This window comes from Limnohabitans sp. (assembly GCF_046052825.1).
GTDB lineage: Bacteria > Pseudomonadota > Gammaproteobacteria > Burkholderiales > Burkholderiaceae_C > Limnohabitans.
The window spans coordinates 1-21,469 of record NZ_JAVLFP010000090.1; the positions used below are offsets into that span (position 1 = coordinate 1).

Below are 21,469 nucleotides of genomic sequence, written 5' to 3' on the forward strand. Positions count from 1 at the left end.
AGCGTCAGATGTGTATAAGAGACAGGACATGACCCTGCCCACCGCCCTCGCCACCCGCTACGCCGAACAAGGCTTCCTCGTCATCCCCGGCTTCAAGCCGGCGGCCGACATCGCCGCGCTGCGCGCCCGGGCGCTGCAGATCGTGGACGACTTCAACCCCGGCGAGCAGCGCCCGGTGTTCACCACCGAGGAGCAGCAGCGCCACGTGGACGACTACTTCCTCGACAGCGGCGACCAGGTGCGCTGCTTCTTCGAGGAAGAGGCGTTCGACACCGAGGGCCGCCTGCGCGTGCCGAAGGAGCTGGCCATCAACAAGATCGGCCACGCCATGCACGACCTGGACCCGGTGTTCAGTGCCTTCTCCAAGGGTGACGCGCTGCGCAGCGTGGCCGCCAGCCTGGGTCTGACGAAGCCGCAGGTCTGGCAAAGCATGTTCATCTTCAAGCAGCCCGGTATCGGCGGCGAGGTGCGCTGGCACCAGGATGCGAGCTTCTTCGAGAGCGACCCCGTCACCGTCACCACCTTCTGGTTCGCGCTGGAAGACGCCACGCTGCAAAACGGCTGCCTCTGGGCCGAGCCCGGCGGCCACCGGGGCCCGCGCGGGGTGCTGCGCGAGCGCTTCGTGCGCGAAGGCCGCAAGGCCTGGATGGAGCAGGTGGACCCCACGCCCTGGCCCGCGGCCGACTCGAAAGAAGCCGTGCCGCTGGAGGTGGAGGCCGGCTCGCTGGTCGTCTTCCACGGCCTGCTGCCGCACTACTCGGCGGCCAACCGCTCCGAAAAGTCGCGCCACGCCTACACGCTGCACGTGACGGACGCGGGCAGTGCCTACTCGCCGCGCAACTGGCTGCAGCGGACGGCCGCGCTGCCCGTGCAAGGGTTTTGATGCGGGCTTGATCCAGTTCAAGCGCTCGCGGCGCAGCGGGCAGGCCGCCGTCTTGCGCACACGGGTGTTTCCCGGCCCGTCGCTGCTCGACGTAGAGCAAATGGCTGGCTTCAGTTGGCGCACTGCCGCCAACGCGCCGGCCTGATTCGCCCGCTCACCGCCGATACACCTCGACACGGCCATGGCCCGCTGTCCTACAGCGAGACGTTGCCTCGGCTGGCCTGGGCGGCGGCGCCGGATTTCAACAATGGGCTCACCACCAACCCGTCGATTCCGACGACAGGAGCCCGTGATGAAGTTTCCGAAATCCGTGCACGCCGAGGGCTGGGCCCACCACTTCGACGCTGATGCAACGCCACCTGCCACGCGCGCCGCAGCACCCCGGCGAGCGGGTGGCCCCAAGGCCGGCGCCAAGCCGGTGCGGGCGCACACGCTGCTGAATGGCGAGCCCGAGGGGGCATTCGCTCAACGCATCGCCGCTCTCACTCCGCCACCCGTAGAGGCTGCGGCGTCAGCCCACGGGGCCGGCACACCGGTGGTGACGCCCTGGGTGGTGGGCGCGGGCATCGGCGTGGCCATGATCGCCAGCGTGGTGCTGATGGCCCGCAGCATGCCGCCGATGGAGCACCCGGCGCCGGTCATCGTCGGGCAGGTGGCAGCGCCCGAGCCCGCAGGCCAGGCCATGCCCTTGCCGATGGAGCCGACCGGCGCAGGCCCGGTCCAGCCCCCGGCCGAAGCAGCGCCGGCCATCGCCGAGGCGACGCCTGCCGCCCAGCCCGTTCCTGCCGAGAGCCGCGTGGCCCCTGCAGTACCTGCTGTACGCAGCCTGCAGCCTGCCGAAATGCTGGCCCGGGCAGCAGCGCTGCCGTTGGTGCCCATGCCCGAACCGGCTCCGGCCCCGGAGGCGCCCGTGGCGGTGCCACAGGCGGCAGCCATGCAGGCCTCGCCCCCACTGGCGGCGCTGGCACCCGCAACCGAAGCGGGGGATGCAGGCATCACCGTGCAGGTCCGCCAGGCCCTGGCCAGCGATGCGGCGCTCGCCGCACTGCCCATTGCCGTGAGCACGGCTCATGGCGTGGTGCGGCTGGAGGGGCAGGCGCCCGACGCGCAGACCCGCGAACACGCCACGGTGGTGGCTTCGGCCGCCGAGGGCGTCAAGGGCGTGGACAACCGTCTGACGCTGCCGCCCACGGCCTGACGCCTAAGGCCGGGAATGAAAAAGGCGCCTCGGTGAGGCGCCTTTTGTGCGGTGTGGGCCTGCTCAGTGGCAGTGCTGGCTGCGGGCCGGCGCCAGCTCGGCGTCGATCAGCGCTTCTTCCGTCACCTCGCGGGCCGCTTCCAGTTGCAGGCAGAGCTCGGTGATGCCGTCCTCGCGGCCGCCGATCACGTCGGGCAGCGGGGCGGCGGCGATGTCGGTGGGCAGGTCGGCCAGTGCGCCGATCAGCTGGAACAGCAACTCCAGGCTGGCTTCGCCGTTCTGGGGCAGGTCGCGCGCGGCGCCCAGGCTGCGAGCCAGGTACCAACAGGCGTCGGCCGCGTTGTCGCAGGCCTGGGCCTTGAGTTCGAGTGCACGGTTGCGGGCCGCCTGTGCCTGGGTGTCGGCATGGGCCTGTGCGATCTCGAACGCGCCGAGGTCCGCCGGGATGGCGTCGTCGAGCGAGAGCGCGGCAAAGTCGAGTTCTTGGGCCATGGGTGCAACGGCTTTGGTGAGTCGATTGGATCGTAACGGCGGAGGGCGTGGGGCGTGGCCCCCCGATTCCCGGCGCCGCAACGCCATCGCCGGAACTAAGTCACAACGACCCGCTTATTCAACGCTTCTTGGCCGGGCGGGTCCAGCCGGAGAGCGCCACCTGTTTGCCGCGCGCCACGGCGAGGTCACCGGGGTTGACGTCTTTGGTGATGGTCGATCCACCGCCGATGGTGGCGCCCGCGCCCAGCGTGACCGGGGCCACCAGCACGCAGTTGGAGCCCACGTGCACGTCGGCGCCAATCGTTGTGCGGTGCTTGTTGGCGCCGTCGTAGTTGGCGGTGATGCTGCCCGCGCCAAAGTTGACGCGCTCGCCCACCGTGGCCTCGCCCAAATAGGCCAAGTGGTTGGCTTTGGCGCCACGTGCCATCGTTGAGTTTTTGACTTCTACAAAGTTGCCAATGTGCACCTCGGCGGCCAGTTGTGCGCCTGGGCGCAAGCGAGCGAAGGGGCCAATCAGGGCGCCCTCGCCCACGCTCACGCCGAGTTGTTCGCCGTCGATGTGGGTGAAGGGGTGAATCACCGCGCCAGCTGCGATGGTGCAGTTGGCGATGACGCAGTTCGCACCGATCTTCACGCCTTGGCCCAAAGACACCTGGCCTTGAAAGATGCAGTTCACATCAATCTCCACATCTTGCGCGCACTGCAAGCTGCCACGCACATCGAAGCGTGCGGGGTCGATGATGCGCACACCCTCGGTCATCAAGGCCTGGGCTTGGCGCAATTGAAACGCGCGTTCCAACTCGGCCAGTTGCGCGGGGCTGTTGACGCCAGCCACTTGGGCGGGGTCGGCAATTTGGTGACCCACCACCGACACACCATCGGCCACCGCGAACTTGACCACGTCGGTCAGGTAGTACTCTTGTTGCGCGTTGTGGTTGTCCAAGCGCGCCAGCCAGGGTTTGAGCAACTTGGCGGGCACGGCCATGATGCCGCTGTACACCTCGCGGATGGCGCGTTGTGCGTCGCTGGCGTCTTTGTGCTCCACGATGGCTTGCACTTGACCATCGGCGTTGCGCACGATGCGGCCGTAGCCCGTGGGGTCGTCAAACGCGATGGTCAACAAAGCCAGGTGCCGGCCTGCGCAGGCGTCGATCAAGGCTTGCAGGGTGTCGGCCTGGGTCAAGGGCACATCGCCCGAGAGCACCACCACCACCGCGTCGTCACCCAACAAAGGCACGGTTTGTTGCACCGCATGGCCCGTGCCGAGCTGGGGCATTTGACGGGCAAACTGCAAGCCGTCTCCTGGATTGGCCTGCTGCAACGCAGCCTCTACCTGTTCTGCACCATGCCCTGTGATGACGATGGTGTGGCGTGCCTGCAAGCTGCGTGCGGTGTCGATCACGTGCTGCACCAAGGCCTTACCGGCCAAGCGGTGCAAAACCTTAGGCATACTGCTCTTCATGCGTGTGCCCTTGCCGGCCGCCATGATCACCACATCCAACGCTGTCATGTCATTCATCCTTATCTTGCCAAGAATTATCCGCCAAGCCCTTTTGACACTCGGTGTGCTGACCTTGGCATGTTTGACCGGATGCAGCACGATCAAGCTGGTCTACAACCAAAGCGATGATGTGTTGTATTGGTGGGTCGACGCTTATGTGGATTTGGAAGCCGACCAAAAACCCGCCACGCGCGAAGCATTGAGCGCGCTACAACGCTGGCACCGCCAGCAACAATTGCCGGAGTATGTGGCGCTGCTGCAAAAAGCCCGCAGCATGGCCACACAAGACATCACCGCAGCCCAAGTGTGCGCAACGACCGAAGAGATGAAAACCAGCTTTTTGGGGCTGATACGCCACATCGAACCCGCTGCCGCACGGCTCGGCACCCAACTCAACGCGCAGCAGCTCCAACACATGCGCAAGCGCTACGACAAAACCAACAAAGAATGGCGCTCTGACTGGTTAGACGGCAGCGCAGACAAACGCCTGCGTTACCGCACCAAGCAGGCCTTGAACCGGTTGGAAGACTTCTATGGCCGACTCGATGACCCACAACGCGAGGTGTTGAACCAATGGCTGGCCAGTTCTGCCTTTGACGCGGCTGTCAACTATGCCGAACGTGAGCGCCGCCAAGCCGACAGCCTGCAAACCCTGCAACGCATGGCTGAGAGTGGCTCGGTCACCGCAGCACAGGGCCTGCTGCGCGCGTGGACTGACCGCGCCTTCCACTCACCCAACGAGAGTTACCGCAGCTACAACCAAGCCTTGTGGCAAGAAAACTGCGCGGGCTTTGCCAAGTTGCACAACAGCACCACGCCAGCGCAGCGCCAACGCTTGGCAGAGACCTTGCGTGGCTATGAAACCGATTTGAAAACTTTGCTCACGCAAAAATAAATCAGGCTTGCAGCGCGGCCCACATGTCTTTGTCGCGCTCAGCCGTCCAGATGCGTGGGTTTTTGATGCCTTGGGCCTCGTCGTAGGCTCGGCTCACGTCAAACGGCAAGCAGTGTTCGTAGATGAACACATGGCCAAAGATCGGGTCCATGCTTTGGCGCGTCAACGCCATGGACGCTTTGAGGTCCAAGCCCTGCTTGGCAGCCTCTTTGCCGCAACCAAACAAAGTTTCTACCCAGCGCTTGGTGTAATCCAAAGCCTTGTTGACGTTGGCGTGGCCCATCATGGCTTCGCCCCGGCCAGGCACGATGGCCTCGGCATTCAAGGCACGCAAGGCTTCGAGCGTGGCGGGCCATTCTTCAAGCTGGGCGTCACCGGTGTAAACACCGGCTTCGTACTCCACCAAGTCGCCACTGAACAGCACTTTCTCGGCCTCGACCCAAGCGATCGTGTCGCCCCGCGTATGGCCTGCACCGGGGTGCCAGATGTCCACGGTCACACCGCCCAGGTCAATGCTCAACGAGCCTTGACGACCCGGCTGACCATCGCCCACCACCAAGGTGGGCCAAGTCAAGCCAGGAATGCCTTCAACGCCACGGAACAAACGCGGAAAGCGCTCAATTTCGCTTTGCATGTCTTGTGCGCCACGCTCCACGATGAGTTCATACGTGCCACGGCTGGCGATGATTTCGGTCGCGCCCTCGGCCGCATAAGCGCTGGCACCCAGCACACGAACCGCGTGGTAGTGGGTCAACAACACATACTTGATGGGCTTGTCGCTGACGGTGCGGATTTTGGCAATCAAGTCGCGCGCCATGGCGGGCGTGGCGGTGGCGTCACTCACCAAGATGTACTTGTCCCCCACGATCACGCCCGAGTTGGGGTCACCCTCTGCGGTGTAGGCCCAGCAATGCGCACTGAGTTGCTGGAAGGTGATTTTTTTCTCGTCCAGGTCAGCTTGGCTGGCAAAGGCTTTGGTCGGGGGTGTGGACATCGAGTGAGTCTCCTGGTTGTAGGGCCATCAATTTTAACTAACCGAAACGCGTTACGAATTGGTAAATCTCAAGTCGCAGAAGAAAGACCGCGCTCCAGCATCGCAATCACCTCATCGGCAAACGCCGCATAACTGATCGGGCCGTCGGGACGCAGCCAGGTGAAGGTCCAGTTGATCATGCCAAACAGCATCATGGTGACGGCGGTTTGGTTGACCGGGTTCAAGCGCTCGGGGTAAGCCCGTTTCAAAAAGCGCGTGAAGGCGGCCACCACGTCGCGCTGGCGTGCCACGATCAACACACGTTGCTCTTCGCCCAAGAATTTGGTGTCGGCCAACAAGGCCACATGACGTGTGGCCGAGTTTTCGTACTCTTGCAAAAAGCGTCGAACCAACTCGTGCAGCGCAGCGCGGTCGTCTAAGTCGCGCCGCTGCGCCACGGCCTGCGATTCACCAATCAACGCCAGCAAGCGTTGGGTGTAACGGTCAAGCAAGTCAAACAGAATGGCCTCTTTGCTCTCGTAATAGTGGTACAGCCGCGCCTTGGACGTACCGCCCGCTGCGGCGATGGTGCTCATGCTGGTGGCGGGGTAGCTGCCGTCGGCAAAGCACTGCGCGGCAATGTCTAAGATTTCGTCGCGTTTGAGATCATGAGAGGCAGATTTAGGGCGGGCCATGGGTGCCAGTTATTTGTAACAGTGGTGTGTACCCGCCATGTAGCTAAGCCGCACAACCGTTCAGCCCATCGGCCAAACCACGCCGTTGTCATTCAACAAAGCGTCCAGCGGCATGTCGTGGGCTTCGGGCATCAAATCAGGAACGAAACCGTGGGTAAAACCCAAGCCCGCAGTGAATGGCTTGGGTTGCAAAGTGGCCAAGGTGCGGTCATAAAAACCGCCGCCGTACCCTAAGCGAAAGCCACCCGGGCCGTAACCCACGCAGGGCACAAACAGCAAGGTGGGCACGATCACCTCGGTGTCTTTGGGTTTGGGGATGCCGTAGGCGTCTTCTTCCATCGGACAACCTGGATACCAGACGTGGAAAGTGAGGGTTTTGTGGGCTTTGTCGACCACGGGCAAGCCGATGCGGCGGCGTTGGGGTTGGTCGAGCAACTCGCCGTCTTCTTTCCAACGGTGCAAAGCCGGCAGCGGGTCAAACTCACCTTTGATGGGCCAGTAAGCACCGATGACTGCGTCAGGACGGTCAAACAACCAGATGCGCAACACACGCTGCAACAGGTCGGCCCGCTCCAGCCTATCGGGCAAGTTCAAACGCTCTTCAATGAGCTGCTGGCGCAAAGTTTTTTTGTCCACAGATAATCAGTGCATGAAGTTGTCTGTCATTGTGTCATTGTTTGCTGGGACCGCCCTGGCGCTCCAATTGCTGAACCCGGCTGCCCAAGCAGCCACCCTCACCACCGACCCCAAAGCGGACGCCGTCATCACCGACATGGCGCAAGCCTTCAAACGCGGCGACCGCAAGCGCTTGACGGCCCTGCTCCCCCAAACCAAAGGCCACCCGCTTGAAGCCTGGGCCGCCTATTGGGAACTCAAAGCCCGCTTGGACGAAGCCAGCACCTCCGAGGTGCGCAGCTACCTGAGCCGATTCGCAGGCACCTACCAAGAAGACCGCCTGCGCAACGACTGGCTGCTGCTGTTGGGCAGTCGTCGCGACTGGACCACCTTGGCCGACGAACACCCGCACTACCGCATGCGCGACGACCGCGAACTGCGCTGCTACATCTTGACGGTCGAGCTTCTTGAAAAGGGCCCACGCGCTGCGCCCGAATTGGCCGACGAGGTGCGACGCCACTGGATGGGCATGCGTGAAGCCGACGACGGTTGCACCCTGGCTGCAGACCGTTTGTATTTCTACAAGCAATTCACGGCTTTGGACATTTGGCGCAAAGCGCGCTTGATGATGGAGCACAACCGTCCGCGCACCGCACGCAATGCGGTGTACATCGTGGCGCCCGAAGTGGCCAACGTGGTGACAGACGTGAACAACAATGCGGCCAAATTTTTGGCGCGCCACATTGCCGCTCCCCAAAAGGTGCGACAAGAACTGGTCGTCATGGCCTTGGTCAAGGTGGCCGCCAGCGACCCAGATGGCGCTGCCAAGCTGATGAAAAACAAATGGCAGCCCTACCTCACCACCGAAGAGCGCCACTGGGTGTGGGGGGTGATTGGCCGTCAATCGGCCATGCAATTGAACGACGACGCCCTGGACCACTTTGCCCGTGTCGCACAGGACAAAGACCTCAACGACGACATGCTGGCTTGGAAAGCCCGCGCCGCGCTGCGCGCCGGCAGCACGCCCAAGTGGCAGGTGGTGGAATCGGCGATTCAAGCCATGAGCGCCGACGCACGGCGCGACCCCACCTGGATTTACTGGCATGCCCGCGCCTTGCTGGCCCGCAAACGCGTCACGCCGCAAGTGCAACAAGAGGCCACCGCGGCGTTGGAAAGCATGGCCGGTGTGCGCGGCTTTTACGAGCAGTTGGCGCTTGAAGAGCTGGGCAGAAAAGTCAATGCACCCGCCCGCCCCGCGCCGCCCACAGCCGAAGAAATGGAGTTGGCACGCAACAACCCTTCGTTGCAGCGCGCCCTCTACGCCGTGGCGATGGGGCTGCGCTCTGAAGGCGTGCGCGAATGGAACTACGCCACCAACTTGGTCAACGCGCAAGGCCAAAGCGGTGTGATGACCGACCGAGAACTGCTGGCCGCCGCCCAACTGGCCTGCGACCACCAGGTGTGGGACCGTTGCATCAACACCAGCGAGCGCACCCGCCAAGTGGTGGACTTTGAACAGCGGTTTCCCATGCCCTTCAAAGACAGCGTGATTGCCCGTTCTCGCGACATCAACCTCGACCCAGCTTATGTGTATGGCTTGATCCGCCAAGAAAGCCGCTTCGTGATGGACGCCCGCTCTGGCGTGGGCGCCTCGGGCTTGATGCAAGTCATGCCCGCCACCGCCAAGTGGACAGCGCGCAAGATCGGCATGAACAGCTTCACCCCCGACCAAATCACCGACCGCGACACCAACATCGCCATCGGCACGGGCTATTTGAAACTGGTGCTCGACAGCTTTGAAGGCTCCATGCCCTTGGCCGCTGCCGCGTACAACGCGGGCCCGAGTCGCTCACGCCGCTGGCGCGCCCCCAACGACGGCTCCGGGCCGGTGCTAGAAGGCGCCATCTGGGCAGAGAACGTGCCCTTCCATGAAACACGTGACTATGTGAAAAAGGTGCTCTCCAACACCACCAACTACGCGGCGCTCATCACCGGACAACCCCAATCACTCAAAGCCCGTTTGGGATTCGTTGGGCCTCGCAACGCCAGCGCCTCGGCTGAAAACCTCGACCTGCCCTGAGCTTGACCCGCAACGCCCACCCGCCCCCCATCGTGGACAAGGGGAGGGCTCAGTCGGTGCTGATGTTGGATTCTTTGATCACGCGGCCCCACTTCTCGTATTCACTGGCCACGTATTTGTCGCTCTGAGCGGGCGAGCTTTTTTGCACCGTCAGGCCCTGCGCTTCCAAACGCTGAAGCAACTTTGGGCTCTCCAGGGCCTTGCCCACTTCGGCGTTGAGTCGCTCCACCACCGCGCGAGGCGTGTCGCGTGGAGCCACCACCACAAACCAAGTGGCCGCGTCAAACCCTGGCACCCCCGACTCTGACAGCGTGGGCACCTCTGGGGCCGCATGGGAGCGTTGCGCGCTTGAAATGGCCAGCGCTTGAAGCTTGCCACTTTTCACCAAAGGCATGGAGGCGGGCACGTTGGAGAACATCCACTGAATTTGGTTGCCCATCAGGTCGGTCAACGCGGGTTGTTCGCCTTTGTAAGCGATGTGCGTCATGCGGGTGTTGCTCATGATCTCCAGCAAAGCACCTGCCATGTGCGGGGTGGTTCCTACGCCGCCAGAGCCAAAATTGAGTTGCCCGGGCCGCTCTTTGGCACGCGCCAGCAAGTCTGGCAAGTTTTTGACATTCACACTGGGGTGGGCCACCAACAACATGGGCGAGCTGCCCACTTGGCTGACCCCTGCAAATGCAGCCAAGGGGTTGAATGCCGCACTTTTATTGAGCAGGGGCACCACAGCCAGGGTGGTCTGCGTGCCCATCAACAAGGTGTGGCCGTCGGGGGCTGCATTGGCCACGTACTTGGCGCCCACCAAGCCGCCTGCGCCCACCCGGTTTTCCACCACCACCGTGTGCTGCATGCCCTCGGCCATTTGTGCCGCCAAGCTACGGGCCACGCTGTCGACCCCGCCACCTGCGGCAAATGGCACCACCAAGGTGATGGGGCGGCTGGGCCAAGGATCTGCAGCCCATGCCGACAACGTCAGCACGCACGTCACCGCACCGATCACTATCTGCTGGGGCCAAAAGCCAAGTGCGTGCGTGTTACGTCGAGACATGGCGTCGCTTTGAAGGGGCATGTCACACTCCAATTTCAGGCACTCAGAAATTTTTCGAGAACTTCGGGGTTGGCTGCCAGCTTGGCCGGCGTGTCGTGGTACTCGATGCGCCCAGCGGAAAGCACGTAAATACGATCCGCTACCGTGCTCGCCAACTTGGCGTTTTGTTCAATCAACAAGACGGCAAGGTCTAGCTTGCGCATGGCTTGAAGCGTCTCTCCAATCTGCTGAATGACAATGGGAGCCAAACCCAGTGAAGGTTCGTCAAAGATGCAGAATTTAGGGTCTCCCATCAGCCCCACAGAGACCGCGAGCATTTGTTGCTGGCCACCAGACATGGTGCCTGCAATCTGATGACGCCGGTCCTTCAAAATGGGAAAGAGCTGGTAGCACCGGTCCATCAAGTCTCGCCGACGCTCTGGCAGCGCCAAAGAATAGGCGCCCATCAGCAAGTTCTCTTCGACCGACATCTGAGGAAACAAACCCCGACCCTCCGGCACGATAGACAAGCCCAATTGGATCAGCGCATGCGAGGGCACATCGGTGATGGTGCGGTCTAAAAATTTCACCTCTCCTTGGCTAGGCCTGACCAAGCCGCCGATGGCTCTGACGATGGAGCTTTTGCCGGCACCGTTGGGGCCAATCAAACCCACGATCTCGTTGGGCTTGACGTGCAAGCTCACATCGTCGACCGCCAAGAAGGGGCCGTATCGGATGACAAGGTTCTTGATGTCAAGCATGGTTGGTTCCCAGGTATTCCTGCACCACGCGCTCATTCTTCAAAATTTGCTCGGGTGGACCATCGGCGACCTTCTCGCCAGCGATCAGCACGAGCACGCGGTCGGCTAACTCACGAATGACCCGCATGGTGTGCTCGATCACAAAGATGGCGCAATGCGACTTGAGTTGTTGCAGCAGTTGAATCATCTCGCTCACCTCCGTGACCGCCAGTCCACCGACCGGCTCATCAAGCATGATCAGCTTGGGCTTGAGTGACAAGCGCATCAGCAACTCAAGGCGTCTTTGTTCAAACAGCGTGAGGTTGCCAGCCTGCTGCGCCAGACTGCGGTCGAGTTGCAACCACTCCGTGAGCTCGCGAAGTTGGGCTTCGTCTACGCCGCGGTGATTGAGCAAGAGTCGGGCGGTGGTGATGTTTTGAGCCACGCTGAGTGCCGAAAACACCCGCACCGCTTGGTAGGTGCGACACAATCCGGCCGCCGCCAAAGCATGCGGCGCCAACCCGGTGATGTCCGTGCCACACAGGTGCACGGCACCAGCATCTGCCTTGACATGACCAGACACAATGTTGACGAAGGTGGTCTTGCCTGAACCATTGGGTCCGATCATTCCAAGGGTTTCACCCTCCTTCGCATAGGCCTGCACGCTGGCGAGCGCCGCCACGCCACCGAAGCTCTTGCACAGGCCTTGGACTTCCAATAAATTCATACGCGCTGCTCCTGGGCTCGAACCTCTATCGTGCGAGCGTTACGACCGTGACGGCGGGCCAAGTAAGCCCCATACACCCCAGCAGGCATGAGAAGCGTGACGGCAATGATGAGGCTGCCGGAGAGTACATCTCGAAAGCCTTGAATCTCTTGCAATAGAAATGGGATAGGCGCGAGTACAAAGGCGCCAATGATGGGCCCCACAAGCGTGCCCCGTCCGCCAAAGGCCACAAACAACCAGATGTTCAGCGACACCAGCACGTCGAAGGCTCGCGGAGAAATAAAGCCCACATACACCGCATAAAAGCACCCGCCCACCCCCGCAAACAGCGACACGATGAAAAAGGCAATGATCTTGGTGCGCACCACGTCGATGCCCAACCCCTCGGCCAGTAAATCGTCCTCACGCACGGCCAGAAAGCGCTTGCCCAAATCGCTGCCAGTGACCCACACGGTCACAGCCAAACCCAACAAAGTCACCAAAGCAATCACCAACTCTAAGCCCAGGCCCGTCAATTGCGTACCCCCCATCCACTCGGGCGCGGCAATTTGGTTGATGCCGGTATCACCATTGGTGAGCGCTGGGAAAAAGATGAACGCCAGTGTCAGCGCTGATTGAATCACCAAGGAACACAGCGTGAAGTAAAAACCCTTGAGCCTGAGCGAGGGCAGCCCAAGGGCAACCCCAGCGACAGCACCCAGCAAAGTGGCGGCCGGCATCGCCAGCCAAAAGCTCCACTGCCATTCTCTGGTGAAGTACACCATCGCATAGGCGGCAATGCCTGCGATCCCCGCAAACATCAAAGGCATCAGGCCCAAGTACCCATACATCAAATTCATGCCTGTGGCCCACAGCAAGTTGATGAAGGTCATCGCCAAGACAAAGGCTAAAAAGCGATTGCCGTCAGCAGCAACGGTCAGGGCCAGGGCCAAAACGGCCAGGCCCAGCATAGGAAGAAAAGGTGGTGTTTTCATCGTTTGAAAAGGCCGTTGGGTCGAAACAGGAGCATCACAAGCATGGCCGCAAGGTAGGAAAAGGTGGCTGCTGTGGGGCTGGCAAAAATACTGACGATGGCTTGGGTAAATCCAAACACCATGCCCACCACCAAAGCGCCGAGCACCGATCCCGGCCCGCCGATGATCATGATCGCAAACGCCGTGATGGACATCGTCCAAGCCACCGTGAGGTCAAAGCTGTAGGCCAGTGCGAAGAGAAGCCCCCCTAAAAAAATGATGGATGAGCCCAGCACGAACGACAGCCGATAGATGGATTTGACATTGACCCCACGCAGCGCCGCAGCTTCACGGTTCTGAAACACCGCTCTGAGCGCACGTCCATAGGGATGAAAGCGCAACAATGCAAACAGTGTGGCGAGTACGGCCAGTGCGATGCCGATCACCGCCAAGCGGTTGTTGGACATGGGCATGGGGCCTACCATGGTGATGCCCTGAACGATGGGCGGCAATGAAAACTGGTCGCTCCACTTGGCATAGGTCATGGAAAACAAGCCCGACATGATCTGTGTCAGCCCGAGCGTGATGACGAAATAAGCCACATTGCGATTGGGCGTGTCATACAGCCGTCGGATCAGCAACCACTCCATCGCCAAGGACAACAACAAACCGAGTCCAAGCACAGCCAGGGCCGCGGCCCAACTGCTCCAACCCAGAGACGCAGTGAAGGTCCAAGCCACCAAAGCGGCCAGAAGAAAAAATTGACCATTGCTGGCGTTGGGTAACCAGACGCAGCCGTAAACAATGGTCACGCCGGCGGCCACAAGGGCAAAGATCGCCCCCATGAGCAAGCCCGTGGACAAGGTGGAAAGTAGGATCAACAGGTTCACATCGGTCATGTGCAGGCGTTCTTCTTGTTGGCATCAAAGTGTCAGGACGGTTTTGATTCGCCCTGACACACACAGGACTTACTTCACAAGGTCATAGACCGGAATAACTTCGGGGTCCCACTCGATGTAGAAGCGCTGCTTGGACTTGTAGGTCCGCTTGCCCTCCACGCCCTGGATCTCTAGGAAGTACATGTACTCTCTGCGCGCACCGTTTTTGTCAAAAGAGATCGGCACTCCGCTGGTGAGCTCTTTGGTGTTGAGCTTGGAGATGGCGTCACGCAGTTTTTCACGGTCGTCGGCCGTACCGGCCGCCTCAATGGCTTGCTTGAAAATATAAGGCGTGACGTAACAGTAGTTCTCTGCGTAAGAGGGAGGACGGGAGGCCGCCGCGTCAAAGCGGGCGATGAAGTCCTTACCCTCAGGGGTGAGGTTGTCCATGCCATGGTCAAAGAACGAGCCGTAGATTGAACCCACGCTGCGCTGGCCCCAGCCAAACACCTGGGTGGTGATGCCATAGGGATGAATGATCTGCTCAGGCTTGATGCCCAGGTCCAACAATTGGTTGGTCAGCACGTTGTCGAAGGCGCCCGCGCCATTGACAATGACAAAGTCTGGATTGGCGGCACGCACCTGCGCAGCCTGCACCGTGGCGTCGCTCGAGCCCTGGGGGAATAGGATGTCAGAGACGATGCTCAACTTGGAACGAGCGGCCTGGTAACGAAAACCGGCCATGATGGCGCGCATCAGCGCCGCGTCGGAATGCATCAACGCAACCTTGGCGCCGGGTTTGCGTTGCTCGATGTACTTGGCCATGGCATAGCCCCAACCGGCGGCATCAGGTTCAATTCGGAACGTGTAACGCGTCCCGGGCTTGGTGAGCTGAGGAAAGGCGGCCACTGGCACCACGAAGGGCACCTTGTTCTGCTCGGCATAACCGTACACGGCCAAGGCCACGTCAGAACTGGTAGGACCACTCAGCGCCAGCACCTTGTCATTGACAATCAAATTGCGGGCCGAAGCCAGAGCCTGGGATGGGTTGGTTTGGTTGTCTTGAATCACAAACTCAAGCGGACGCTTGAGCACACCCCCGGCCTTGTTGATTTCGTCTGTGGCCATCTTCAGGCCAGCGACACAACTGGTGCCAAAGAAGGTCCAAGCGCCTGTCAATTCCGTCACAAAACCAATCTTGATCGGATTGGCCTGCGAAATCGCGGGGAGTGTCCCCAAGCCCAAGCTGCCGATCAGGCCCAGCTTAAGAACGGTTTTCACGGTTGATCGTTTCATCTCATGTCTCCTTGTCGTTACGTTGTTAAGGGTGACCTGCGGTCACCGGTTTCACCTTCCGGCCCCCTGGCGTTGTTGTCCCGGATTCCTTGTGCCGCCGCTGAGCGCTCAAACTCACTCGGCGATGATGGGGTTGCTGAGCACGCCAATCTGGTCGATCTCAACTTCGCACACATCGCCGACTTTCATGTACAGAGGCGGCTTGCGTGCCATCCCCACCCCCGAGGGGGTACCCGCAATGATGATGTCTCCTGGCTGCAGAGCCATGGCTTCAGAGGCGGTCGCAATCAGCGTGGCGACGTCAAAGATCATGTGGGCGGTGTTGGAGTCCTGGACCACTTGGCCGTTGAGGCGGGCCTGGATCCGAAGGCCGCTTGCACCCAAAGGCAGCTCGTCAGCCGTCACCAATTCGGGGCCAAAACCTCCGCTGCGGTCAAAGTTTTTTCCCATCATCCACTGCGTGGTGCGCAACTGGTAATCCCGCAGTGAACCATCGTTGAAGAGGGTGTAGCCCGCCACATGCGAGAGTGCTAGGTCCTTGGTGATGTAGCGACCGGCCTTGCCAATGACCACCACCAACTCGGCCTCATAGTCAAAATCGCTGGAGATTCGCGGCAAAACAAGTGCTTCTCCATGTGCTACCCAAGAACTGGGATAGCGCTGGAACAAGACCGGGTACTTGGGTGGGTCCTTGTAAGGGCTTTCTGCCGCGTGGTCCACGTAGTTCAAACCCACAGCAATGGCCTTTGAAGGCTGGAGCACTGGGGGAAGCAGTTTGACAGACGACAGTGCCAAGGTCGTTCCCCGCACGCGCAAGAGCTCCTCGGCGCGGGCCATGCCCTCTGCACCTAGGGTCAGCAAGCCATCGACGCTGTCAGGCAACCCTGCAGCAGTCAAGTCCACCACTTCCTGACCCACGCGCGCGCCCAAGCGATGGGATCCGTTGTGTGAGAAATTGATGAGTCGCATTGAAAGTACTCCTTGTATTTGAGGATCTGGTTGCGCTTGAGACGTTCATTGCAAGCCGTTTGGCCGCAGCGCAAAGTCTCCGATCGGCCACATGTCACTCAGCTTGGCCACACCATTGAGCAGGGCCGGTGCCAAGCCCATGAGGTCTTGTTCGGACATGCGCGATGTGGGCGCAGCCACGCTCACGACGCCAACGCACACCATCTGCCCTGACGGCTGACGCACCTGGATGGGTGCAGCGATGGCGCCCACATGCAACTCGTTTTCTTCGTAGCTCATCGCAAAACCGCGCTCGCGCGACTGATCCAAGTCAGCCTGAATCTGCTGACGGGTGGTTTTGGAATAGGGCGTGCACTGCTCAATGCCCGCTTCTTGAAGAATGGTCCAAGCTGCTGAGGGCTCCAGCGTGTACAGCCAAGCCTTACCCGCGGCATGGGTGTTGAGTTGCACATCCAAGCGGTAGTTGGGATCAATGTGCAAAGTGCGGCGTGCCCCCACAAAGGCCAAGACCCAGGTGACACGTTTACCAAACTCGATCACGCCCAAGCGCACCAACTCTCCCGTTTCATTGGCCAGTTCGCGCAGCACCCCGCTGGACTGATCCAGGATGCGGGTCTGGGCCAATTTGCGCAGACCCAGGTTACTCAGCTTGTAGGTCAACACGTAGTTACCCGTCAGGTCATCGCGATACACAAAGCCAGTGGCACGCAATTCGTCAATCAAACGCAGCACGATGGCTTTGTTCACACCGAGGCTTCGGCTGATCTCGGCCAAGGACCAATAGGTCGCGCCCTCAGACATCAATTCCATCAGCTGCAAACTGCGCCGCAAAGACACCACGCCCCCGGTCACCGTGGGCGTGACTTTGCCCTCTCGGACCGGCGTGGCCGACTTAGCTAGGGGGGTGGCTTTGGCGCGCGGCATCAGCTGCAGCAACGGTCAACGAGCAGCCCTTGAGCGCGAGCCTCTTCATGCCACGCCTGAGCATCAGGGCCAATCTCACGGGTTGGCACCAGATTGATACGGCGCTTTGATTTGCCCGGATGCTGCAAAGCCTCCAGCAGTCGCGCCGGACTGGAGTAGGGCTGGTCCGCAGGCAGTCCTTGTTCGCGCATGTGCCCACGCAATTGGGCGCTGGCCAGGCGATCAGCTCGGCCCGTCCTCTTGTCGATGACCACCCCGTACTGCGTTCGTGCAGCTGAGGCAGACACATACCCATTGGCCACGTCGTTTTCAACGCGGTCTATGTCGCGCTCCGTGGGTATGCCATAACCACCACCGCCACCAGAACGCAGCGTCCAGGTGTCACCTGCCTTGAGCATTTGGGAAAAGACCTTGCCCGTGGTGTAGACCACTTCGTCCTGTCCGGCTCGTCGCAATGCCACTTCATTGCCCATGGCGGAAAGCCCGCCAAACAGGCCCCAAGGACGACATTCGACACGCTCCATTTGCGTGTTGAACATGATCTCGGACATCACACGGATGATTTGCTCGGTGCCTAGACCGCCGCGATAAGTGCCCGCGCCACCCGAATCGTCGCGCAAGGCGTAGCGCTCCACCAGCAGAGGGTATTTGGCCTCGACCTGCTCGGATGGGCCGTTGTGCGTGTCGCCGTCGTTGATGGCAATCGTTGCGCTCATGCCATCCTCGCCTTGTTTAGCCCCCCAACCTCCGCCAATGAGGCCGCCCAGATACAGAAATAATTTGTTGTCCCTGGGTTGGCGCCCGTGCACCGAGGCAATGCACAGGTCGGCATGGTGCGCGGCAATCACCTTGTCTGGCATGGCTGGCGCCAAGGCGCGAAACACGGTGTCCACCACGGTCATGGGAAATGTCATCCACCAGCGCATGGGCGCGGGCCGACGGGCATTGATCACCTTGCCCTCGGGCAAGATGACCGTGAGTGCTCGGAAACAACCGTCATTGATTGGCAACTCCAAAGGCGCCACCAAACACTTGAAAGCCACTTGAGCGCAGGCAATGCCTGCTGATTCGCCCGAGTTATAAAAGCCTTTGACCTGCTCACTGACCTCTGACAGATCGATGGTCATCTGGTCGCCCTGCACACGCACCTTCACGCGAATCGGGATCCGTTGGCCCATGCTCACACCGTCATCGTCGAGAAAGGACTCGGCAAAGTACTCGCCATCGGGCATAGCACTCAGAGCAGCACGTGAAGCGGCATCACTTTGGTTGAAGATCTGCTCGATCGCACCCAGCACCGTGGATCGCCCGTACTTGCTGAGCATCTGCAAAAACCGTTTCTCACCCGTCTTGACCGCAGCAATCTGTGCGCGCAGGTCGCCCAAGGCGCGCTCGGGAATGCGCACATTCATCTCGATGATGCGAAACACATCGTCATTGGGTATGCCAGCACGGTAGACCTTCACGATGGGCATTTGCAAGCCTTCGGAGTAGATATCAAACGTCATGCCGTCGAGCGTGCCGCCGATGTCTTGCCAGTGCGCCATGCAAGCGGAAAATCCAACCACAGCCCCTTCAAAAAAGATCGGTACGGCAAAGGTCATGTGGTTGAGGTGACTGCCCGTGATGTAGGCATCGTTGGTCAACAACACATCCCCCGGTTCAAGCCCGTCATACCCAAACTGTTGGATCATGCGCTTGACGGTGTTGCTCATTCCGCGAATGAACATGGGCAAGCCAATACCAATGGACACGGTATTGCCATCACGATCAAACAACCCAACCGTGAAGTCGAGTGCCTCGTAAATGATCATGTTGTAAGCCGTGCGCATGAGGTTGGACTTCATCTCCTCCGTGGCGGCAACCATGCCGTTGCGGATGATTTCGGTGATCACCACGTCCTGGCGTGACGTGTTGGCGGGTGCGTCAGTAGCTCTCATTGTTGACCTCGATGATCAGGTTGCCAAGGCGATCAACTGTCAGGCGATCACCAGGAAAAATAACAGTGGTCGAGGCGTATTCCTCGATCAGAGCCGGGCCCAGAATGACGTTGCCCGAAGACAACGTCGCACGCTGGTACACGGGGGTGTCTTGCCAGCCTTGGCTAGGCGAAAAATAAACTGGGCGCTGGCTCGGCGTCACCGCAGGTTGTGCATCGCCCTGTGGTAACTCAGCCAGGCTTGGGCGCGGCATCTCGCCAGAAACCGATGTGCGAATGCTGACGACCTCTGCCCGCTCGGTTTCGGAACAGTAGCCATAGCGCTGTTGGTGCATCGCGTCAAACAGTCGCTTGATGCCTGCAATGTCTTGCTGCTCAAAAATTTGGGTGGGAATATCCACGGAGACCGCATGCTCTTGGCCCACATAGCGCATATCCAATCCACGCTGAATGCTCAGATCGGCGACCTTGACCGCCGCAGCGCGGATCTGTGCCGCACCTTCGAGCTCCATGGCTTCAAACATGGCGTTGACGTCCTCAAAATCCATCGACTCCAGCGGCGTAAAGCGCGTGCGAACGTAGTCGCGCCGAAGGTCCGCCACCAGCATGCCAAAGGCTGAAAAGTGTCCCGGCGCGTTAGGAATGATCACTTGAGGCATCTGTAGCTCGCGCGCCACCAACACGGCGTGCAATGGACCCGCCCCGCCAAAGGCCACCATCGGAAATTCACGTGCATCCAAACCACGTTCGGTGGTTACACGCTGCACCACGTGGGACATGGTCACTGCCGCGATGCGAATCAGGCCTTCAGCAGCTTCTTCGACGGAGATGCCCAAAGGATCCGCCACTTGCAGTTGCAAGACTTGGCGAGCAGCTTCGGCATCGAGCTGCATGTCGCCTCCCAAGAAACGGTCTTTGGAAAGCCGTCCCAGAATCAAATTGGCATCGGTCACGGTGGGCTCAAGCCCGCCCAAGCCGTAACACACCGGCCCGGGAGCCGAGCCCGCGCTCTGTGGCCCCACACGCAAGGCTTTGCCCGTGGCCAAGCGCGCGATGCTGCCCCCGCCTGTGCCCACTTCTTGAATGTCGATCATGGGCATTTGGACTGGCAGCCCCTCGGTATATCCACCGATCATGGAGTTGGTCGTCATCAGCACATTGCCGTCCAAAATGACGCCAGATTTGGCAGTGGTGCCGCCCATGTCAAAGGCGATGGCGTTCTTGAGGCCAATGTCGCGACACAGCTCACGGGTGCCAATCACACCCGCCGCGGGGCCAGATTCCAGCATGCGGATGCATTCTTTTTGTGCCGTGTCTACATCGTAGAGACCCCCAGTCGACTGCACGATCAAAAAACCACCGTCAAACTTTTTTTCCTCTAAGTGCTCGACGATCTCTTTCAAATAGGTACTCACGCGCGGACCGATATAGGCATTGGCAGCCACAGTAGAGGTGCGCTCGTACTCACGGTATTCCTGAGACAGCGCATGCGAAGCCGTGATGTACATCTGTGGAAAGCGTTGCTCAAAGAACTGTTTGGCATGCACCTCATGCGCGGGGTTACGGTATGAGTGCATGAACATGATGGCCAGCGACTCAACCTGTTCGCGCTCGAGTTGCTGGGCAATCTGCTCTAACTCCGTATCCAACAGCGGGCGCAACACCTCACCTGAGCCATACATCCGCTCGCTCACCTCGAAACGCAACGCGCGATCTATCAGGGGCTTGTGCTTTTTAAAAAAAAGGTTGTAGGCCTCGGGCCGATTGATTCGACCAATTTCGTAAATGTCGCGAAAGCCCTGCGTCGTGACGAGCGCCGTGCGAGCGCCAGTTCGCTCAAGCAAGGTGTTGATGGCGGTGGTCGTGCCGTGCAAAAATAAATTCGCCTCGTCAAAACCAGAACCCGCTTTACGCACCCCATCGTTGATGCCGTCAATCAGATGCCCCGGTGTGGTCAAACATTTACCCAACTTGATGGCGCCGGTTTCCTCGTCAAAAATCGCGATATCAGTGAAGGTGCCCCCCACGTCCGCAGCGATTCTTGACTGCGCAGGTTTTGCTGTCACTGACTCTCTCCTTGAGTTGGTTGATCTTGCCGGTCTCAAAAATTGGTAACGCCGTTACTCAAATGCAGTGTGAAAGAGGCGGCCTTGCGCGTCAACACAAAATTCAACATTCGCGGGAAAACACCGAGGCAAAGCACACACACACACTCAAAGCCAGCTCAAAAACTTCATTTGAATTGACCTTGAAACTTAACTTGCCCTTGAAATGTCACAGACATGCCCTAAAATTAGCACTCAATGGGGTCGAGTGCTAACAATGCGTGGCCAGACACCAGGTTATTTCAATCCTTTAGTTCCAATTTGGAGATGCAATGAAACTTCGTCCTCTCGGCGATCGCGTGATCGTTAAACGTATCGAAAGCGAAACAAAAACCGCTTCTGGCATCGTGATCCCTGATTCCGCTGCTGAAAAGCCCGATCAAGGCGAAATCCTGGCCGTTGGCCCAGGTAAGAAAAACGACAAAGGCGAGTTGCTCGCCATGAACGTCAAAGTTGGCGAGCGCGTGTTGTTCGGCAAGTACAGCGGCCAAACCGTCAAAGTTGACGGTGAAGAACTGTTGGTCATGAAAGAAGAAGACCTCTTCGCCGTGGTCGCCTAATCAAATATCTGGAGAATTC

At 60.0% G+C, this 21,469-nt stretch carries 20 protein-coding genes; 5 read left to right on the forward strand and 15 right to left on the reverse strand.

The annotated features are described in order from the left end of the window. Positions 1-28 precede the first annotated feature (28 nt). Positions 29-883: a phytanoyl-CoA dioxygenase family protein gene (locus ACKWJN_RS14620; RefSeq protein WP_408598094.1), complete on the forward strand. Its 855-nt coding sequence runs from the start codon at positions 29-31 to the stop codon at positions 881-883. A gap of 292 nt (positions 884-1,175) precedes the next feature. Continuing rightward, on the forward strand, positions 1,176-2,081 hold the full coding sequence (locus ACKWJN_RS14625) for a BON domain-containing protein (RefSeq protein WP_408598096.1): 906 nt from the start codon (positions 1,176-1,178) through the stop codon (positions 2,079-2,081). Between the two features lie 63 nt (positions 2,082-2,144). On the opposite strand, the gene ACKWJN_RS14630 is transcribed toward ACKWJN_RS14625, so the two are convergent. Both ACKWJN_RS14630 and glmU read right to left on the reverse strand, forming a co-directional pair. Continuing rightward, positions 2,145-2,573: a hypothetical protein gene (locus ACKWJN_RS14630; RefSeq protein WP_408598097.1), complete on the reverse strand. Its 429-nt coding sequence runs from the start codon at positions 2,571-2,573 to the stop codon at positions 2,145-2,147. Positions 2,574-2,691: 118 nt separating this feature from the next. Next, positions 2,692-4,083, reverse strand: a complete 1,392-nt coding sequence (gene glmU, locus ACKWJN_RS14635; protein ID WP_408598099.1) for a bifunctional UDP-N-acetylglucosamine diphosphorylase/glucosamine-1-phosphate N-acetyltransferase GlmU — start codon at positions 4,081-4,083, stop codon at positions 2,692-2,694. Here glmU and ACKWJN_RS14640 point away from each other — a divergent pair. Beyond that, a complete protein-coding gene (locus ACKWJN_RS14640; RefSeq protein WP_408598101.1) occupies positions 4,082-4,969 on the forward strand; it encodes a DUF6279 family lipoprotein in 888 nt (295 codons plus the stop codon). The genes glmU and ACKWJN_RS14640 overlap by 2 nt on opposite strands. 1 nt (position 4,970) lies before the next feature. Here the strand turns inward: ACKWJN_RS14640 and ACKWJN_RS14645 are convergent, their stop codons facing one another. From ACKWJN_RS14645 to ACKWJN_RS14655, 3 genes are all read right to left on the reverse strand, one after another. After that, complete coding sequence (locus ACKWJN_RS14645; RefSeq protein ID WP_408598103.1) at positions 4,971-5,963, reverse strand: MBL fold metallo-hydrolase; 993 nt, start codon at positions 5,961-5,963, stop codon at positions 4,971-4,973. A 68-nt stretch (positions 5,964-6,031) separates the two neighbouring features. After that, the gene (locus ACKWJN_RS14650) at positions 6,032-6,637 is read right to left on the reverse strand and encodes a TetR/AcrR family transcriptional regulator (RefSeq protein ID WP_408598105.1); all 606 of its coding nucleotides are present in this window, start codon (positions 6,635-6,637) and stop codon (positions 6,032-6,034) included. A gap of 60 nt (positions 6,638-6,697) precedes the next feature. Beyond that, on the reverse strand, positions 6,698-7,273 hold the full coding sequence (locus ACKWJN_RS14655; protein WP_408598107.1) for a 5-formyltetrahydrofolate cyclo-ligase: 576 nt from the start codon (positions 7,271-7,273) through the stop codon (positions 6,698-6,700). Between the two features lie 13 nt (positions 7,274-7,286). Here ACKWJN_RS14655 and ACKWJN_RS14660 point away from each other — a divergent pair, with 13 nt between their 5' ends. After that, positions 7,287-9,332, forward strand: a complete 2,046-nt coding sequence (locus ACKWJN_RS14660; protein WP_408598109.1) for a transglycosylase SLT domain-containing protein — start codon at positions 7,287-7,289, stop codon at positions 9,330-9,332. Between the two features lie 49 nt (positions 9,333-9,381). On the opposite strand, the gene ACKWJN_RS14665 is transcribed toward ACKWJN_RS14660, so the two are convergent. From ACKWJN_RS14665 to ACKWJN_RS14710, 10 genes are all read right to left on the reverse strand, one after another. After that, positions 9,382-10,380, reverse strand: coding sequence for a Bug family tripartite tricarboxylate transporter substrate binding protein (locus ACKWJN_RS14665; RefSeq protein WP_408598111.1), 999 nt, complete (start codon positions 10,378-10,380; stop codon positions 9,382-9,384). Between the two features lie 35 nt (positions 10,381-10,415). Beyond that, positions 10,416-11,120: an ABC transporter ATP-binding protein gene (locus ACKWJN_RS14670; protein ID WP_408598112.1), complete on the reverse strand. Its 705-nt coding sequence runs from the start codon at positions 11,118-11,120 to the stop codon at positions 10,416-10,418. Continuing rightward, on the reverse strand, positions 11,113-11,826 hold the full coding sequence (locus ACKWJN_RS14675; RefSeq protein WP_408598114.1) for an ABC transporter ATP-binding protein: 714 nt from the start codon (positions 11,824-11,826) through the stop codon (positions 11,113-11,115). Before ACKWJN_RS14675 ends, ACKWJN_RS14670 begins: the two co-directional genes overlap by 8 nt. Continuing rightward, positions 11,823-12,800 (reverse strand): branched-chain amino acid ABC transporter permease, encoded by a 978-nt coding sequence (locus tag ACKWJN_RS14680; RefSeq protein WP_408598116.1) that lies wholly within the window; start codon positions 12,798-12,800, stop codon positions 11,823-11,825. The genes ACKWJN_RS14675 and ACKWJN_RS14680 overlap by 4 nt, the downstream gene beginning before the upstream one ends. Further along, a complete protein-coding gene (locus tag ACKWJN_RS14685) occupies positions 12,797-13,678 on the reverse strand; it encodes a branched-chain amino acid ABC transporter permease (protein ID WP_408598118.1) in 882 nt (293 codons plus the stop codon). The genes ACKWJN_RS14680 and ACKWJN_RS14685 overlap by 4 nt, the downstream gene beginning before the upstream one ends. Positions 13,679-13,747: 69 nt before the next feature. Further along, a complete protein-coding gene (locus tag ACKWJN_RS14690; protein ID WP_408598120.1) occupies positions 13,748-14,953 on the reverse strand; it encodes an ABC transporter substrate-binding protein in 1,206 nt (401 codons plus the stop codon). Positions 14,954-15,067: 114 nt separating this feature from the next. Continuing rightward, on the reverse strand, positions 15,068-15,922 hold the full coding sequence (locus ACKWJN_RS14695; RefSeq protein WP_408598122.1) for a fumarylacetoacetate hydrolase family protein: 855 nt from the start codon (positions 15,920-15,922) through the stop codon (positions 15,068-15,070). Positions 15,923-15,967: 45 nt separating this feature from the next. Then, the gene (locus ACKWJN_RS14700) at positions 15,968-16,846 is read right to left on the reverse strand and encodes an IclR family transcriptional regulator (RefSeq protein WP_408598124.1); all 879 of its coding nucleotides are present in this window, start codon (positions 16,844-16,846) and stop codon (positions 15,968-15,970) included. Next, positions 16,846-18,786 carry a hydantoinase B/oxoprolinase family protein gene (locus ACKWJN_RS14705; protein WP_408598125.1) on the reverse strand — a complete coding sequence of 647 codons (1,941 nt, stop codon included), beginning with the start codon at positions 18,784-18,786 and terminating at the stop codon, positions 16,846-16,848. Before ACKWJN_RS14705 ends, ACKWJN_RS14700 begins: the two co-directional genes overlap by 1 nt. After that, a complete protein-coding gene (locus ACKWJN_RS14710) occupies positions 18,773-20,851 on the reverse strand; it encodes a hydantoinase/oxoprolinase family protein (protein ID WP_408598126.1) in 2,079 nt (692 codons plus the stop codon). The genes ACKWJN_RS14705 and ACKWJN_RS14710 overlap by 14 nt, the downstream gene beginning before the upstream one ends. A 311-nt stretch (positions 20,852-21,162) precedes the next feature. Between ACKWJN_RS14710 and groES the strand changes: the two genes are divergently transcribed. After that, the gene (groES, locus tag ACKWJN_RS14715; RefSeq protein ID WP_100148011.1) at positions 21,163-21,450 is read left to right on the forward strand and encodes a co-chaperone GroES; all 288 of its coding nucleotides are present in this window, start codon (positions 21,163-21,165) and stop codon (positions 21,448-21,450) included. The last annotated feature ends 19 nt before the right edge of the window (positions 21,451-21,469 follow it).